General features: G+C 38.5%; 11 protein-coding genes. 9 read left to right on the top strand and 2 right to left on the bottom strand.

Going from position 1 to position 14,845, the window contains the following annotated elements:
* Window positions 1-48 precede the first annotated feature (48 nt).
* From LW139_RS03100 to LW139_RS03090, 3 genes are all read left to right on the top strand, one after another.
* On the top strand, window positions 49-2,796 hold the full coding sequence (locus tag LW139_RS03100; protein WP_247850611.1) for a TonB-dependent receptor: 2,748 nt from the start codon (window positions 49-51) through the stop codon (window positions 2,794-2,796).
* 63 nt (window positions 2,797-2,859) lie between these two features.
* On the top strand, window positions 2,860-4,569 hold the full coding sequence (locus LW139_RS03095) for an ABC transporter ATP-binding protein/permease (protein ID WP_247850610.1): 1,710 nt from the start codon (window positions 2,860-2,862) through the stop codon (window positions 4,567-4,569).
* Window positions 4,559-7,357, top strand: a complete 2,799-nt coding sequence (locus LW139_RS03090; protein WP_247850609.1) for a M16 family metallopeptidase — start codon at window positions 4,559-4,561, stop codon at window positions 7,355-7,357. The genes LW139_RS03095 and LW139_RS03090 overlap by 11 nt, the downstream gene beginning before the upstream one ends.
* A gap of 151 nt (window positions 7,358-7,508) precedes the next feature.
* On the opposite strand, the gene LW139_RS03085 is transcribed toward LW139_RS03090, so the two are convergent.
* Window positions 7,509-7,925 carry a DoxX family protein gene (locus tag LW139_RS03085; RefSeq protein WP_075671373.1) on the bottom strand — a complete coding sequence of 139 codons (417 nt, stop codon included), beginning with the start codon at window positions 7,923-7,925 and terminating at the stop codon, window positions 7,509-7,511.
* 269 nt (window positions 7,926-8,194) lie between these two features.
* On the opposite strand from LW139_RS03085, the gene LW139_RS03080 reads away from it, so the two are divergent.
* The gene (locus LW139_RS03080; RefSeq protein ID WP_166539424.1) at window positions 8,195-10,213 is read left to right on the top strand and encodes an NADPH-dependent 2,4-dienoyl-CoA reductase; all 2,019 of its coding nucleotides are present in this window, start codon (window positions 8,195-8,197) and stop codon (window positions 10,211-10,213) included.
* 110 nt (window positions 10,214-10,323) lie between these two features.
* Here the strand turns inward: LW139_RS03080 and sstT are convergent, their stop codons facing one another.
* Entirely contained in the window at window positions 10,324-11,577 is a 1,254-nt protein-coding gene (gene sstT, locus LW139_RS03075; protein ID WP_166539423.1) for a serine/threonine transporter SstT, read from the bottom strand.
* A 737-nt stretch (window positions 11,578-12,314) separates the two neighbouring features.
* On the opposite strand from sstT, the gene LW139_RS03070 reads away from it, so the two are divergent.
* From LW139_RS03070 to LW139_RS03050, 5 genes are all read left to right on the top strand, one after another.
* Window positions 12,315-12,971, top strand: a complete 657-nt coding sequence (locus LW139_RS03070; RefSeq protein WP_166539422.1) for a DedA family protein — start codon at window positions 12,315-12,317, stop codon at window positions 12,969-12,971.
* 244 nt (window positions 12,972-13,215) lie between these two features.
* A complete protein-coding gene (locus LW139_RS03065; protein ID WP_072071048.1) occupies window positions 13,216-13,521 on the top strand; it encodes a DUF883 family protein in 306 nt (101 codons plus the stop codon).
* A gap of 6 nt (window positions 13,522-13,527) precedes the next feature.
* The gene (locus tag LW139_RS03060) at window positions 13,528-13,938 is read left to right on the top strand and encodes a phage holin family protein (protein WP_109410240.1); all 411 of its coding nucleotides are present in this window, start codon (window positions 13,528-13,530) and stop codon (window positions 13,936-13,938) included.
* Entirely contained in the window at window positions 13,919-14,224 is a 306-nt protein-coding gene (locus LW139_RS03055; protein WP_243733291.1) for a YqjK-like family protein, read from the top strand. Before LW139_RS03060 ends, LW139_RS03055 begins: the two co-directional genes overlap by 20 nt.
* Before the next feature lie 184 nt (window positions 14,225-14,408).
* Complete coding sequence (locus LW139_RS03050) at window positions 14,409-14,801, top strand: DoxX family protein (protein WP_075671385.1); 393 nt, start codon at window positions 14,409-14,411, stop codon at window positions 14,799-14,801.
* The last annotated feature ends 44 nt before the right edge of the window (window positions 14,802-14,845 follow it).

Below are 14,845 nucleotides of genomic sequence, written 5' to 3'. Positions count from 1 at the left end.
TCTTCCCTAGTAACAACAATTATTAAGTTAGTGAATGGGATTGGTGAAATGAAAATGAATAACAAAAAAGGGACCCTTAAGAGGTCTCTGCTAGCGTTGCTAATAAGTACCACTATTGCTGCACCTTGTGCTTATGCATCTACCGTTTCTGTGGCTTTACCAGAACAGTCTTTGGCTGATTCATTGAGTGCCATTGCAAAACAAGGGCAAGTACAAATTTTATTTGATGCAAATTCAGTTAAAAACCTGCGTGCTCCAGCACTTTCAGGTCAATTTGAAACACAAACTGCATTACAAAAAGTCTTAATTGGTAGTGGTTTAGAAATTATTCCACAAGGAAGTGGATTTGTTATTCGTCCTCTCGCCACGACTAACGCGATTGTCATTCCTGAAGTCAAAGTCACGGGTGTCGGTAGCAGTTATCACCCAGCTACCGATGTCATTTCCGCGCCACAATATATCACCGCAGAAGAGATAAAACAGCGTAATACTGGTGATGGAAACGTAACTGACTTACTGAAAAGTAACCCTGCTGTTCAATTTTCCAATAATGACAGCACATCAATGAATCAGGGTGAAATTAAACCTTCACGTATTTCTATTCATGGCTCTAGCAGTTATCAAAACTCCTATAAACTTGATGGTGTCAGTTTTAATAATGACTTTGACCCAGCAAACTCAGGTAATGGAGAAACCAACACTCGTATTAGTAGTGATGAGCAAGGTATGTATCTTGATAGTCGCTTAATTGATAGCGTCGCGGTTTATGATAACAACATTCCTGTTGAGTTTGGTGGTTTTACTGGCGGGACTGTCGAAGTACAAAGCCGTCGCTGGTCAGGCGAAACTCATGCCAATGCCTATTACCGCACTACGCGCTCAAGCTGGAACAATATTTTTACTGATCCAAAGCTGAATTTTGATACAGCTAATAATGATTTTAGTAACCCTGCTCGTTTCCAGAAAAAATATGATAAACAAAACTTTGGTGGTTGGTTTGAAACGAGTCTAACTGACAATACGGGGCTAATTTTCTCTGCATCACGTCGTGAATCAACCATTCCGATGATGATTAGTGCAGAGGGTGGAATTATCCTTACGCCAGATGGCCAGTTAGAACAAGTTGAACAAACGCCACACTATCGTGACCAAACCCGTACTTCCGATAACTATTTCATTAAATATTCGTGGGATATTTCAGAAAAACAAACCTTTGATTTATCAACAAATATCGCACGATACAAAAGCTATTTATTCTCAGGTTCAGTCTATAACTCAGGCTATGATAATGAGCATAATGGTTTAAGTTTTACTGCACTCTATAAGCATCAACTTGATCTTGGTTCATTAGAATTAACTGCGGGTTATCAAAACCTTGAAGACAAGCGTTCTAATGATCAAGACTACTTCGTCACCATAAAAGACTATACCGATTGGCAAAACCCACAGCAGATAAGCAGTGGTGGTCAAGGCGATTTGAAAAGCAAACAAGAAACCTACAATGCCAAAAGTATCATGCGATTTAACCCAATTGAATGGGGCTCAGTTAGCCACCAGCCAACAACAGGGTTTGAAATTAGCCGTACTAAAGGCTCTTATGTTCGAGACAAAACCTATTACAACCACACCTATACTGGCTCTACATGGGGCGATGAGTGGATGGGTTCATTACAACAAACAACCCGTTTCTTAGCAGGTACACATGATGCTTCATATACCAACTACGCAATTTATGTTGATGATAACCTCCAATATAAGCGCTTAACACTGCGCCCAGGTATTCGTTTGGATCGTGATGATTTTGTTCAAAAAAATAATATCTCTCCACGTTTAAGCGGAACTTATGATATTTGGGGCACTGGTAATACCTTAATTATTGGTGGCGTAAACCGTTACTATGGCCGTTCAATGCTGACTTATGCGCTTTATGGGGCACAGAACGCAGGCTTACAGCACTGCTACTTCTCTTGTGATAACGATAATCCAAGCGATTGGGAAAACCGTACCGACTTTGAAGGTGTTGATTCACTGAAAACACCTTATAACGATGAGCTAACACTAGGCTTGCAACAAGAAATTGCATCAACCACTTGGCGTTTACAATACGTTCATCGTGAAGGTCGTGATGAAGTTCGTAGTGATACAAAATATCCAAATGACAAAGATAAAATAAGAATTCGCCATTTTAATAATAATGGACGCAGTACTCACGACACCTTAACACTTTCTGTGAAAAACAGTCAGCCTTGGGAATTAGCGCAAGCTGATCATGTTTTTAATGCCTCTATTAGCTGGCAAAAAAGTAAAACAAATACGCCTAAAGACTCTGGTTATGCCAACTTTGATCCAAGTACACAAGGGATGAACTACGACAAAGTATGGTATGACGGAAAAATCATCAATGCCAAAGACTTACCTTCTGGCAACTTTAACTCACCATTAAAAGTCACCGCTGAACTCACCAGTGTTTGGGATGATTTGGATTTGACTTGGTATAACCGTCTTCAATGGAATGGCGCTCGTTCACAAGCGGAGAAAGCCAATAATGGATCCCCAAGACCAAGTGAATATGGCCCATTATTCGAATACAAAAAACGTAATTACAGCAGTCGTTTTTCTTGGGATACCAAATTGGGTTGGAAACCTGAATTTGCTTATGGCGTAGGTATCTCTGTTGAAGTGAATAACGTCCTTAACACTAAAAATGTAACTGACTACTTCACTTATCAAGATAAAGATTACAAATCGTATGAACCAGGTCGTCAGTTCTGGTTACAAGTCAGCTACGACTATTAATAAATTGACGAAGTTAATGTGAGCAACCAAGTCGATACACAATAAAAACATGACCAATAAGCAATGAAAACAATAAAACAATTTTTCTATTTAGTTTCACCTTTTTGGGGGCGGCGTGCCGCCCTTTACTGCTGGTTTCTATTGATTGTCTCTTTGACCTTAACCCTGTCATCCGTTTGGTTTAACGTCAAAATGAATGAATGGAATGGTAGTTTCTATAACGCATTACAACAACTTGATGGACAAGCTCTCTACAAGCTACTTCAACAATTTGTCATTATTATTGCAGGATTAATTACAGTCGTAGTAATGGGCGATTTCTTACGCCAAAAAATGGTTATTCGCTGGCGTGAAGGCATGACTGAACAAGTGCTCGATCGCTGGTTATCAAAAAATAGTAAACACTACATGTTAAGACTGACTTCTCAAGAGCCTGATAACCCGGATCAGCGTATTGCAGAAGATATTCGTTTACTGATTGAATCAACAATGCGTTTAACCGTGACATTTTTGCACTCGTTACTCACGCTTATCTCTTTTGCTACCATTCTTTGGTCACTGTCTGGCGCTATCTCTTTCACATTAGGAGGGAGCGAGTGGACAATTCCAGGGTATATGTTCTGGGCTTGTATTATCTATACCATTATCGGGATCACCATTACGCAGTTTATTGGCTCACCCTTGCGTAAGATTAATATGGATAAGCAACGCAAAGAAGCTGATTACCGTACTGCACTTATCACTCGTAAACAACATGGTGATGCGATTGCAGGTCAGCGTGGTGAAATGAGTGATCGCAATGAATTAATGGGTCGTTTTTTAGGGGTTATTCGTAACTGGAACAATCTTATCCGCTACGAAAGAAACCTTGCATTCTTCACTGTCGGCTATCAACAAGCCACTGCAATGGCACCGATTATTTTTGCCTTACCTAAATTCCTTGCTGGCGAATTAATGCTAGGGGGATTAATGCAATTAAGACAAGCCTTCTCTAGTGTTGCTGGTGCATTAAGCTGGTTTATTTTCTCTTATAAAGAGATTGCTGCATGGCAAGCAACGGTGACTCGTCTTTATAACTTCGTGGTACTCTTAGAGCATGATCATGAGCCAGAAGTTGCAGATTTAAATGATAAACAGACTAAATTGAAGGCCAATCTTTCTCTGTTTATGCAAGATGACAGCCTGTTAATTCAAGATATTAACTTCTCTGTAAAAGCAGGTGAGTTAACCGTTATTGAAGGTTGCTCTGGCTTAGGCAAATCAACACTACTTAGAGCATTAAGTGGGCATTGGCCTTATTTCAAAGGGGAAATTCAACGTTCACCAAATGTGTGTTGGATCCCACAGCGTATGTATCTGCCTTTTGCACGTTTAGACAGTTTGCTCGCTTATCCTTGTCAGCCTAATCAATTCTCCGCTAAAGAGTATGAAGAAGCACTTCATTTAGTGGGATTAGGCAAAATAAAAAATCAACTTTTACTAGAAACTGATTGGACAACACGCCTATCAGGTGGTGAGCAACAACGCCTTATTTTTGCCCGTTTATTACTCAATAAACCTGAGCTTATTTTATTAGATGAAACCACCTCTGCACTTGATGAGCAAAATGCATTAAACATGTTGCAGCTACTAAAACAACATCTGCCAACCGCAGGTATTGCCTTGGTCAGCCACCAGCGCTTTACACATGTGATTGCAGATAATGTGATTTCACTCAAAGCCCCTACCGTGTCCTCCTCTCAACCTGCTGGAGTTACCGAATATGTATCGTAAATTACTGATTGTTTCAGTCAGTCTTTCACTTTTAGGGTGTGCGACAAGCACTCCTAATCAAAATGACAAAAGTACGCTATTACTGCGTCCTGATGTCCGCCATTTTACCCTAGATAATGGTTTAGACGTCTACTTACTGCAACGCCCACAAACAGGTGTTGAAATGCGTCTTTTGGTAAAAAGTGGTTCGGTTCAAGAAGATGAAAAACAGCTTGGTTTTTCACACTTTACTGAACATATGGCATTTAAAGGTACAACCCATTTTCCGGGAACAACGGGCTTTAAACAACTCGAAAGCCTTGGCATGAAATTAGGTAGTCATGTTAATGCCGCGACAAGTTTAAATGCGACGACTTATAAACTGTCATTGCCGAATGCAAACCCGATCCAGATTAAAACGGGATTAAAGATCTTATCTGACTGGGCATTTGAAATGACATTTGACCCTATCGAGTTTGATAAAGAGCGTCCTGTTATTGTTGAAGAGTGGCGTTTACGCCAAGGTATCGGTTTTCGTATTAACCGCCAATTAGAAGAATTACGTTATTACGGTAGCCGTTATCTTGATCGTGATCCTATTGGCGATTTAGAAATCGTTAAGCATGGTGACGTGAAAGATGCAAAACGCTATTACGATACTTGGTATCAACCAGAAAGAATGGCATTAGTACTGGTTGGTAACTTTAATCAAGGTGATGCCATTGCCGATATCAAACAACTGTTTAACGCTAAAAATAGCGAAAACAAAGGAATTGATGATCCTTCTTGGCACAATTTTATCGACCATAAAGATCTACTGGTTAAAACAATTTTCGATAAAGAACAAGGTTCACGTATTTTACAGTTCACCTTGCAACGTACTTTGCCAGCACCTTTAAACAGTCGACAAGGCCAATATGAAGATTTAATGGATTCATTATGGCTATCAATTTTAAATCAACGTTTCTCAACTATCGTTGATAATGGCTTAATGGCTTCTATTAGCGCTAATGCACAAGGCGCAATGCTAGACTCTCGTCGTTCACAACAATTGATGATTGCGCACCCTAAAGGCAATGATTATCAAGGTGCATTAGATATCTTATTTACAGAAGTTCAACGCCTAGCTTCTGTTCCAGTGACTCAAGAAGAGCTAGATAATGCCCGTAACGCAATGCTAAAACGCCTAAGCCAACAAGCTGCGGGTGAAGAGCGTTACGAGCACGATTATTTAGCCAACCAAATCACAACAGCCATTGAATTGGATATGCCAATTCAAACTAAAAAACAGGCACTAAATTTAAGCTATCAATTAATCAATAAAGTGACCCCTGAAACATTGTCAGCTTATTTTTCTCAATATCTAAAACAGTCATCACCACGCGTTGCTGTGATTGGTCCTGATAATGATGCTAATTTATTTAATGCAACTAAAGCAACGCAACGTTGGCAAGAAATTAGACAGTCAAATCCAGGCGCATTTACCCTAAAAACACAAGCCGTTGTATTAGATATTAAACCTGAACTCACTGGTTCAATTGTTTCAACGCAATCACTCCCTATTGAAAAAACGCAACAGTGGACTCTGAGCAATAACGTAAAAGTAATTGTGAAAAATGACAGTTATCTCAAAGATAATATCCAAGTTTCACTGCGTATTCCTGGTGGTTCATCACTTGAAACAAATCAAAGCTTAGGCATGGTTCAATGGGCGTTGAAATTACCCGAAGTAAGCGGATATGGTAATTATAATGCGCGTGAATTAGCGTTATTTACCAAACAACACCAAATTAGTTTGCGCCCTTATAGCGAACTGTTATTTCATGGTTTTCGTGGCGAAGCACCAATTGATGAACTAGAAACCTTACTAACCTTAATGCATCTAAAAATTACCTCTCCACAGTTTAACGGTGAGAAATTAGAGCAACAAAAACAAGCCATGACATTAGGTATTTCAAAAACACCTGTTGAACGTACTTTCTTGGATAATATCAATAAAGAAAGCTATCAAAATGGCGAACGCTTAGTGGTTTCTCCGCAAGGTGCTTGGAAACAGTTTACTGCTCAACAATTACAGCAAACAAACCAAATGATCTTAGGACAACCGGCTGATATGACATTAGTTATCAGTGGTCCTGTCAATGTTAATCAGGTAAAACCTTTGATTGAACGCTGGGTTGCAAGTCTCCCGACACGCTCTGAACAGCGTCTATTCTGGGCAGATCCTGCCATTAATCCAAAACTGACTTCATTTAGCAAAACATACCCTATCGCAAGCAGTGATAAGAGTATGATTAGCATTCAATATGCAGCGCCAGCTCAATGGTCACAACAACAAGTACTTGCGCTAAATTTACTGGATACAGTGATCAGCCAACGTTTAAGACTCAACCTACGTGAAAGAGCAGGCGGAATTTATTCACTTGGGTTCTCTGAAATGTTAACGAAAGTGCCTACAAGCTACTATACCGGTCGTTTAAACTTTACGGCATCACCTGAGCGTGCAGATGAATTAATCGCCCTTGCTCGTAAAGTCGTGAATGAAGTTAAGCAGTCAGGTATTACAGAGAAAGAGTTACAAGAGGCTAAAAATATCTGGCTAACTGAAAATTCACAGGTAAATGACAGTGCAAGTTATTGGACAGAGGCGCTTGCTCAAGTTGCAACTGATGACCAACAGTATCAGCGCTTACTCACTGATCCTGCCATTATAAAAACATTAAGTGTTAACGATATAAACCAAGTAGCTCGCCAATGGTTAGGTGAAAATGAAAAGGTCTTTAAGTTAACGCCAGCAACTCAAAAATAAACATGACTTAGGTTTAAACCGATAAGCCATAAAGTTGCTTAAAGTAAAACGCCCAGATCGAGTGTGCATATAGCGTGAGATCTGGGCGTTTGTTCATCAATTTTAATCAAGTTACAGCAATTAAATTCAAATTTATTGACTATTAAATTTATTAATCTTTTTTAACTGCAAAACGACCACTACCTAAAAACATCACAGCAATCGCAGCGAATAGATAGAAACCTGCACTTTCTGGTGCCCATCCCCCTGTTTTAGGGTTTAATGCAAATAAATCACCAGAGTGAACCATTAAGACAGCAACAAACATTGTACCTGCTAAAACAAGTGCTGACGCACGAGTAAATAGACCGATAATCAATAAGATAGGCGCGACAACTTCCCCAATCACCGTACCATAGGCAATAAAAGCAGGTAGATTAAAATTAGCTAACATTCCTTGAATACCAGCTAATCCACCTGGTTCCATCTTATGAAGCCCATGTAATAACATTAAAACCCCAAGAGAAACACGTAATACAAGTTTACCTAAATCAGAACAGTCAACAAGTTGATTAAATTTATTAATCATAACGTCTCCAAATTCAAAATAGTGATGTGTGTTTTTAATACATATTAATAGGTACACTACATTATATGATGAAATATTATGAATGAGTGTGATTTTTATTATCACTATTTGTTCTCATTAAGTAATCACTTAGATTATTATTGCTTTATAACGTGCTATTCACCTTTTCCATGATTAAGATCACAACTTGTTAACATAATGAACTCTTAATCACTCACTTCTCGTTATGCTATAGATATCTCATCTGACCAGTCTAAAAAGGGTATCTGATGGCACATTATTCTCATCTATTTTCTCCCCTTGATTTAGGGTTTACTGTACTAAAAAACCGAATATTAATGGGCTCTATGCATACTGGTCTTGAAGAAGATCCTAAAGATGCCCCAAAGCTTGCACAATTTTATGCACAAAGAGCCGCCGCAGGCGTTGCACTTATTGTCACAGGCGGGATATCACCTAATAAGCAAGGTGTATTATTGCCGCACGCCGCAACATTAATGTCTGACTCCCAGCTTGCACCGCATCAATTGGTTACTGATGCCGTTCATCAGCAAGGTGGTAAAATTGCTTTACAGATCTTGCATACAGGTCGTTATAGTTACCAGCCTAACTTAGTTGCTCCTTCTGCTATTCAATCGCCAATAACCCCTTTTATGCCAACAGAAATGAGTCATGAACAAATCGAACAAACTATCAATGACTACATTCACTGTGCTCAATTAGCCCAAAAAGCGGGCTATGATGGCGTTGAGATAATGGGATCTGAAGGCTATTTAATTAATCAGTTTTTAGTCAGACATACTAATCAGCGAGACGATCAATGGGGTGGAAATATTGAAAATCGTTGTCGTTTCGCTTTACGTATTCTTAAAGGCATAAAAAAAGCCGTTGGTGAGCAGTTTATTATTATTTATCGCCTTTCTATGCTGGATTTAATTAAAAATGGTTCAGATGCATCAGAGGTTGTTTATCTTGCCAAAGCAGTTGAAAAAGCGGGTGCCACAATGATCAATACAGGGATTGGCTGGCATGAAGCTCGAATTCCAACGATAGCGACGATGGTACCAAGAGGCCAATTTGCAAATGTAACACGCGAATTAATGGGCAAAGTAAATATTCCTCTTATTACATCAAACCGCATTAACACACCACAAACTGCAGAAGCTATTTTAGCAGAAGGCTGTGCCGACATGGTTTCAATGGCACGCCCTTTTCTTGCAGATCCTGAGTTCGTTCTAAAAGCACAACTAGGACGTGAAGATGAAATCAATACCTGTATTGCTTGCAATCAAGCGTGTCTTGATGAAATATTTTCAGGGCAAACAGCATCTTGCTTAGTCAATCCTTTGGCTTGTCGAGAAACCGAACTTCTGGTTATTCCAACCCAACAACCTAAAAAACTCGCAGTTGTTGGCGCGGGGCCTGCGGGATTATCTTTTGCTATAACAGCGGCTAAACGTGGTCACCATGTAACACTCTTTGAAAAAGAAGATGTTATTGGTGGGCAGTTGAATATTGCTAGCCAAATTCCCGGAAAAGAGGAATTTAAGGAAACCTTGCGTTACTTTAAACGGCAGTTAGAACTCACTGGTGTGATTGTTAAAAATAATACTGAAGCCACTCCTCATCATCTTAAACACTTTGATGAGATTGTTTTGGCCAGTGGTGTAACACCGCACCTTCCTGATATAGAAGGCCGAGATAATACGATTGTTAAAACTTATTTGGATGTTTTAAAGCACCATCAACCTGTAGGTAAAAACGTAGTGATTATTGGTAGCGGAGGTATTGGCTTTGATACCGGTCTTTATCTTACGCAAAAAGGGCAATGCAGTAGCCTAAGCCCCTGTGCTTTTAACAAAGAATGGGGCATTGATCCAACGCTTTCATATCGTGGCGGTATAAAACCTGAAAATCACTTAAAAGATGATAATAAACAAATTGTTATGACTCAACGTAAAGCCGGAAAGATAGGATTGAATTTAGGTAAAACAACTGGTTGGATACATCGACTAACATTAGAGAAAAAAGGCGTTAAATTCTTAACACATTGCCATTATCAAAAAATTACGCCAGAAGGTCTTGTTATTGAACAAGATGGAAAACAACAACTTCTTGTGGCTGATAACATTATATTATGTACAGGGCAACGCGCTTATCATCCTTTGCTTACTTCTTTAGAAAATAGCCATACAAAAGTCCATCTTATCGGCGGTGCTAAAGATGCCAGCGCATTAGATGCAAAACGTGCTATTAGACAAGGAACAGAATTAGCTCTCAATATTTAATTCTTTTTCGGTGCTTGAGCAAAAAGAAACCCCACATAAAAATGTGGGGTTCTATTTTTTATTATTGATTATTATTTTTACAACTCTTCCTGTCTTACTACTTACCCTTTTTACCCATTATTTTTTTCAGTTAATGGATTATCTGAAATACGATTATCTTCTGCGATACAGACTGTTGCGGTAAAGAGAACATCTGTTGATGAATTCAGTGCGGTTTCAGCTGAATCTTGTAACACACCAATCATCACACCCACGGCAACCACTTGCATAGCGATATCATTACTAATACCAAACATGCTACAAGCTAGTGGAATTAACAGTAGAGATCCCCCAGCAACACCAGATGCACCACATGCACAAACTGCAGCAACAAGGCTTAGTAATAGTGCGGTTGGCACATCAACAGGCATACCCAGTGTATTTACTGCCGCTAATGTCAAAATCGTGATAGTAATTGCTGCACCACCCATATTGATGGTTGCACCTAATGGAATTGAAACAGAATAAGTGTCTTCATCTAAATTCATACGACGACACATTGCCATATTCACAGGGATGTTTGCTGCTGAGCTACGTGTAAAGAAGGCTGTTACACCACTTTCACGCAAACATGCCCATACTAATGGATATGGGTTACTGCGGATTTTCCAAAATACAATCAGTGGATTCACGACTAAAGCAACAAACAGCATACAGCCAATCAGTACAATCAGAACCTGTAAATAACCCGCTAAAACTTCAAAGCCAGTTGTTGCGATAGTTGACGACACTAAACCAAAAATACCGATAGGGGCTAAACGAATAACAACACGTACCAAGTTTGTTACTGCGTCAGCTAAATCTTGCGTTAAGGCTTTAGTGGTATCTTTTGCGTGGCGTAATGCCAAGCCCAGCCCGATAGACCACGCTAGAATACCCATATAGTTACCATTGATAAGTGCATCAACAGGGTTTGCTACCACATTAATTAATACGCCTTTAAGCACTTCAGCAATATTTTCAGGTGGTGACAGTTGTGATTCATTAACAACCAGCGTTAAAACGGATGGGAACATAAAGCTTGCAACAACTGCGGTTAACGCAGCAAAGAACGTTGCTAACAGATATAAAATTAATACTGGGCGAATATTCGATTTTTGCCCTTGACGGTGATTAGCAATCGAAGCCATAACCAGTACCCATACTAAGATAGGTGCTACAGCTTTCAGTGCACTAATAAACAGGGTACCGAGTAAGCTCATCATCTTGGCAGCTTCTGGTGCTAACCAAGCAAGTAAGATCCCTGCAACTAAACCAACGAGTATTTGTTTGACGAGGCTTCCCTTAAAGAACAGGCTGAAGACTCTGGATTGTTGTTTATCCATAGTTATTCCATTACTTAAAATAATATTTAAAAAAGGCATTATTGAGTGTTTGCAATGCCAGTATAAGGAATTGAATCGCGCTGAAAAGCTGATTATGCAAAATATACAGCATTAACCGTTTTTGTTAACAATAAAATAACATAACTGTGATCATAATAGGATTTTGTTCTTTTTAGTATACCAACGTGAAATGAAAGAAATTATTATTATCAGTAGGTTATACTTAGTTATCTTACTTACTTTTTATTTTATTTCTCTTCTTTTTGTTTTTTTTAATCAACTGATAGTCTTTTTTATTAACATTATCACTAACAATTATCCGCTCTGCTCACCTTTATTTTGAATAAATAACAAACAGAAAAAAGACGAACAATATAAACAAGATAAGGTTTTATTTTCTCTCAATTAATATTAAAAATTTATCTTTTATCATCTAAATAAAATACGAAACGCCGCTTTTTATTATCCATTATCTTAAGGTTTTCTTTTAAAAAATCCCCTACTCTGAACTCAAAAAGAGATTAGATGTCTATTTTTCAAGATCACATATCTATGGGTAAGTTATGTCGTAATAGAGTTGAAAAATTTTCTGTCTAGTTTTTCCTGATTTTGTTAGAGTGTTGCTGTTTTAAACGATGAAAAATAGACCCTATGAAGTGGAAAACGGGTAAATGGATTACAACACTTATTGAATTTATATTTACCCCCAAATGACTCAGTTTTAGGAAGCCTTTTATATGGAAATCGTAAGAGAGCTCTTCTTGGCGCTATGGCATCAAGATTACGAAACCTTAGCTAATCCTTCATTAATATGGATTATCTACATTTTATTATTCACCATACTATTCCTAGAAAACGGAGTATTACCCGCGGCTTTCTTACCAGGAGATAGCTTATTAATTTTAGTGGGTGTGTTAATTGCTAAAGATACAATGGACTTTCCATTGACCTTACTTATTTTAACCGCAGGTGCGAGTCTAGGCTGTTGGCTAGGCTATCTTCAAGGACGATGGCTTGGTAATACCAAATTAGTGCGTAGTTGGCTGTCGCATCTACCAGAACACTATCACCAGCGCGCACATGGGCTTTTTCATCGCCATGGCTTAGCCGCATTACTTATTGGTCGCTTTTTAGCGTTCGTTAGAACATTGTTGCCAACCATTGCTGGCCTTGCTGGATTAAATAATACCCGCTTTCAAATTTTTAATTGGCTAAGCGGTCTTTTATGGGTTGGTATACTGACCACATTGGGTTATTTATTAGGTAATAGTCCACTTTTTCGTCAGTATGAACACCATTTAATGAATATTCTTATGCTATTACCTGTTTGCCTATTAGTAATCGGTTTAATTGGTAGCATCTGGGTGGTTATTAAAAAGAAAAGAAAAGCTTAATACGAATTAAATATTATCAAGATATTCCGACAGTAATTACACAGCAAAAAATAATAGAGGCCTGTTTCATCTTATTGAGCAGGTCTTTTTTTTAGGATACACGCTTCTAAGCTCCTTTAATCCCGCCATTCAATTAAGATTTATCTCTTTTTTTTACCAATAGGTCGTTATTTAATTTCATTAAGCGGTAAAATTAGTCTATTGTTATAAGTACTACATTCTATCTCTATTAAAGGAGTTAATTATGTCTCAACAACGTTCAAATGAAGATCTGCGTAGTGAATTGAAATCTCTTGCTGATACTCTAGAAGAAGTGCTGAACTCCTCTGCAGATAAATCCAAAGAAGAAATCCAAAGCCTGCGTGCAAAAGCAGAATCGGCAATAAAAGGTTCTCGTGCAAAACTCAGTGATGCAGGTCGAGAAATTGTCGATAACACCAAAGAAATGGCAGGAAAAGCAGATAACTATGTTCGTGAAAATCCATGGACAGGTGTTGGTATCGGTGCTGCTGTTGGTGTTGTTCTTGGCGTTCTACTTGCAAAACGCTAATTTATAATGAGTGATACTCAAAGACCACAGGGCCCCGCATCTGGGGTTCTGAATTCTCTCAGTAGAATTGGTGCTATCGTTATAGGCATGGTTGAAACTCGCCTACAACTAATTGCCATTGAACTGGAAGAAGAAAAAACCACCCTGATCCAGCTTATTTTAATGGCTGGTGTCACACTGTTACTCACCGCTTTTGGCCTAATGAGCCTGCTTATATTGTTATTTTGGGTTATCCCCCCAGAATACCGAATTTATGCTTTAGCGGTTACAACCGCGATTTTGCTTTTCTGCGCCCTTATTGGCGCCATCATGACATTAAAAAAAGCACGAAATTCCACCTTATTAGGCGATACTCGCCAACAGCTGGAACTAGATAAACGTCTTTTGGAGCAATATCATGATGAACAAACAAAATAAGCAGAGTGTTCTTTCAAGACGTAAAAAGCTGTTGTTGAATAAAATTCAGCAACAGCGCTCTGATTTGGGGCAAAGTACACAAACTTGGCTTGATGTGACAGAACCTTATGATAAAGCGTGGCGAATTTTAGTCTCTTTAAAACCTGCATTTTTAGTCGGTGCGAGTTTTATCTCTCTTTACAGTATTAAACACCCTAAAAAAATCATACGGTTAGGACAACGTGCTATCGGTGCATTTGGCTTAATTCGGGCAATACAGAAGTCCTTCAAAAAAACCTCAGATTAAACATCAATTTTTTTGTCCAAGAATGTTAATTCTTCTTAATATCCTCTTTTTCAATTTCCCATTATTGTATATCTCACACCGTAGCCGTGGTTATTAATTCTAAAAATAGAAAATTAACCAGCGAAAATACAAATATAAACAGATATACATTGCAGATAATAGAGTTTAATTAGGAATAAATATCATGAAAAAATTTGAAGACATTGCGTTATTAATTGCCCGTATTTTAATGCCGATTTTATTTATCAGCGCAGGCTACGGAAAAATTGGTGGTTACGAAGGTACACAGCAATATATGCAAGCAATGGGCGTTCCTGGTTTCTTATTACCACTAACTATTTTATTAGAATTAGGCGGTGGATTAGCCATCTTATTTGGTTTCTTAACTCGCACCACAGCAATCTTTACCGCGGTCTTTACTCTTTTAACCGCATTACTGTTCCACAGTAATTTTGCTGAAGGCATGAACCAATTAATGTTTATGAAAAACATGACAATTGCAGGCGGATATTTATTACTGGTTGTGACAGGCCCGGGTAAATGGAGCTTAGATCGTATTTTCAATAAAAACTGGTAATAACGAATTTAGAAATAAAAAAGATCCTCTTGGGGATCTTTTTT

Origin of the sequence: Proteus vulgaris (genome assembly GCF_023100685.1) — a bacterium.
GTDB lineage: Bacteria > Pseudomonadota > Gammaproteobacteria > Enterobacterales > Enterobacteriaceae > Proteus.
The sequence above is the reverse complement of the archived record's forward strand: the minus strand, read 5'-3'. Positions and strand labels throughout refer to the sequence as shown.

What these genes read in the sequence shown, in the direction of transcription:
- LW139_RS03100 (WP_247850611.1), top strand. Translation starts at nt 49, where the DNA reads ATGAAAATGAATAACAAAAAAGGGACCCTTAAGAGGTCTCTGCTAGCG.
- LW139_RS03095 (WP_247850610.1), top strand. Translation starts at nt 2,860, where the DNA reads ATGAAAACAATAAAACAATTTTTCTATTTAGTTTCACCTTTTTGGGGG.
- LW139_RS03090 (WP_247850609.1), top strand. Translation starts at nt 4,559, where the DNA reads ATGTATCGTAAATTACTGATTGTTTCAGTCAGTCTTTCACTTTTAGGG.
- LW139_RS03085 (WP_075671373.1), bottom strand. Translation starts at nt 7,925, where the DNA reads ATGATTAATAAATTTAATCAACTTGTTGACTGTTCTGATTTAGGTAAA.
- LW139_RS03080 (WP_166539424.1), top strand. Translation starts at nt 8,195, where the DNA reads ATGGCACATTATTCTCATCTATTTTCTCCCCTTGATTTAGGGTTTACT.
- sstT (WP_166539423.1), bottom strand. Translation starts at nt 11,577, where the DNA reads ATGGATAAACAACAATCCAGAGTCTTCAGCCTGTTCTTTAAGGGAAGC.
- LW139_RS03070 (WP_166539422.1), top strand. Translation starts at nt 12,315, where the DNA reads ATGGAAATCGTAAGAGAGCTCTTCTTGGCGCTATGGCATCAAGATTAC.
- LW139_RS03065 (WP_072071048.1), top strand. Translation starts at nt 13,216, where the DNA reads ATGTCTCAACAACGTTCAAATGAAGATCTGCGTAGTGAATTGAAATCT.
- LW139_RS03060 (WP_109410240.1), top strand. Translation starts at nt 13,528, where the DNA reads ATGAGTGATACTCAAAGACCACAGGGCCCCGCATCTGGGGTTCTGAAT.
- LW139_RS03055 (WP_243733291.1), top strand. Translation starts at nt 13,919, where the DNA reads ATGATGAACAAACAAAATAAGCAGAGTGTTCTTTCAAGACGTAAAAAG.
- LW139_RS03050 (WP_075671385.1), top strand. Translation starts at nt 14,409, where the DNA reads ATGAAAAAATTTGAAGACATTGCGTTATTAATTGCCCGTATTTTAATG.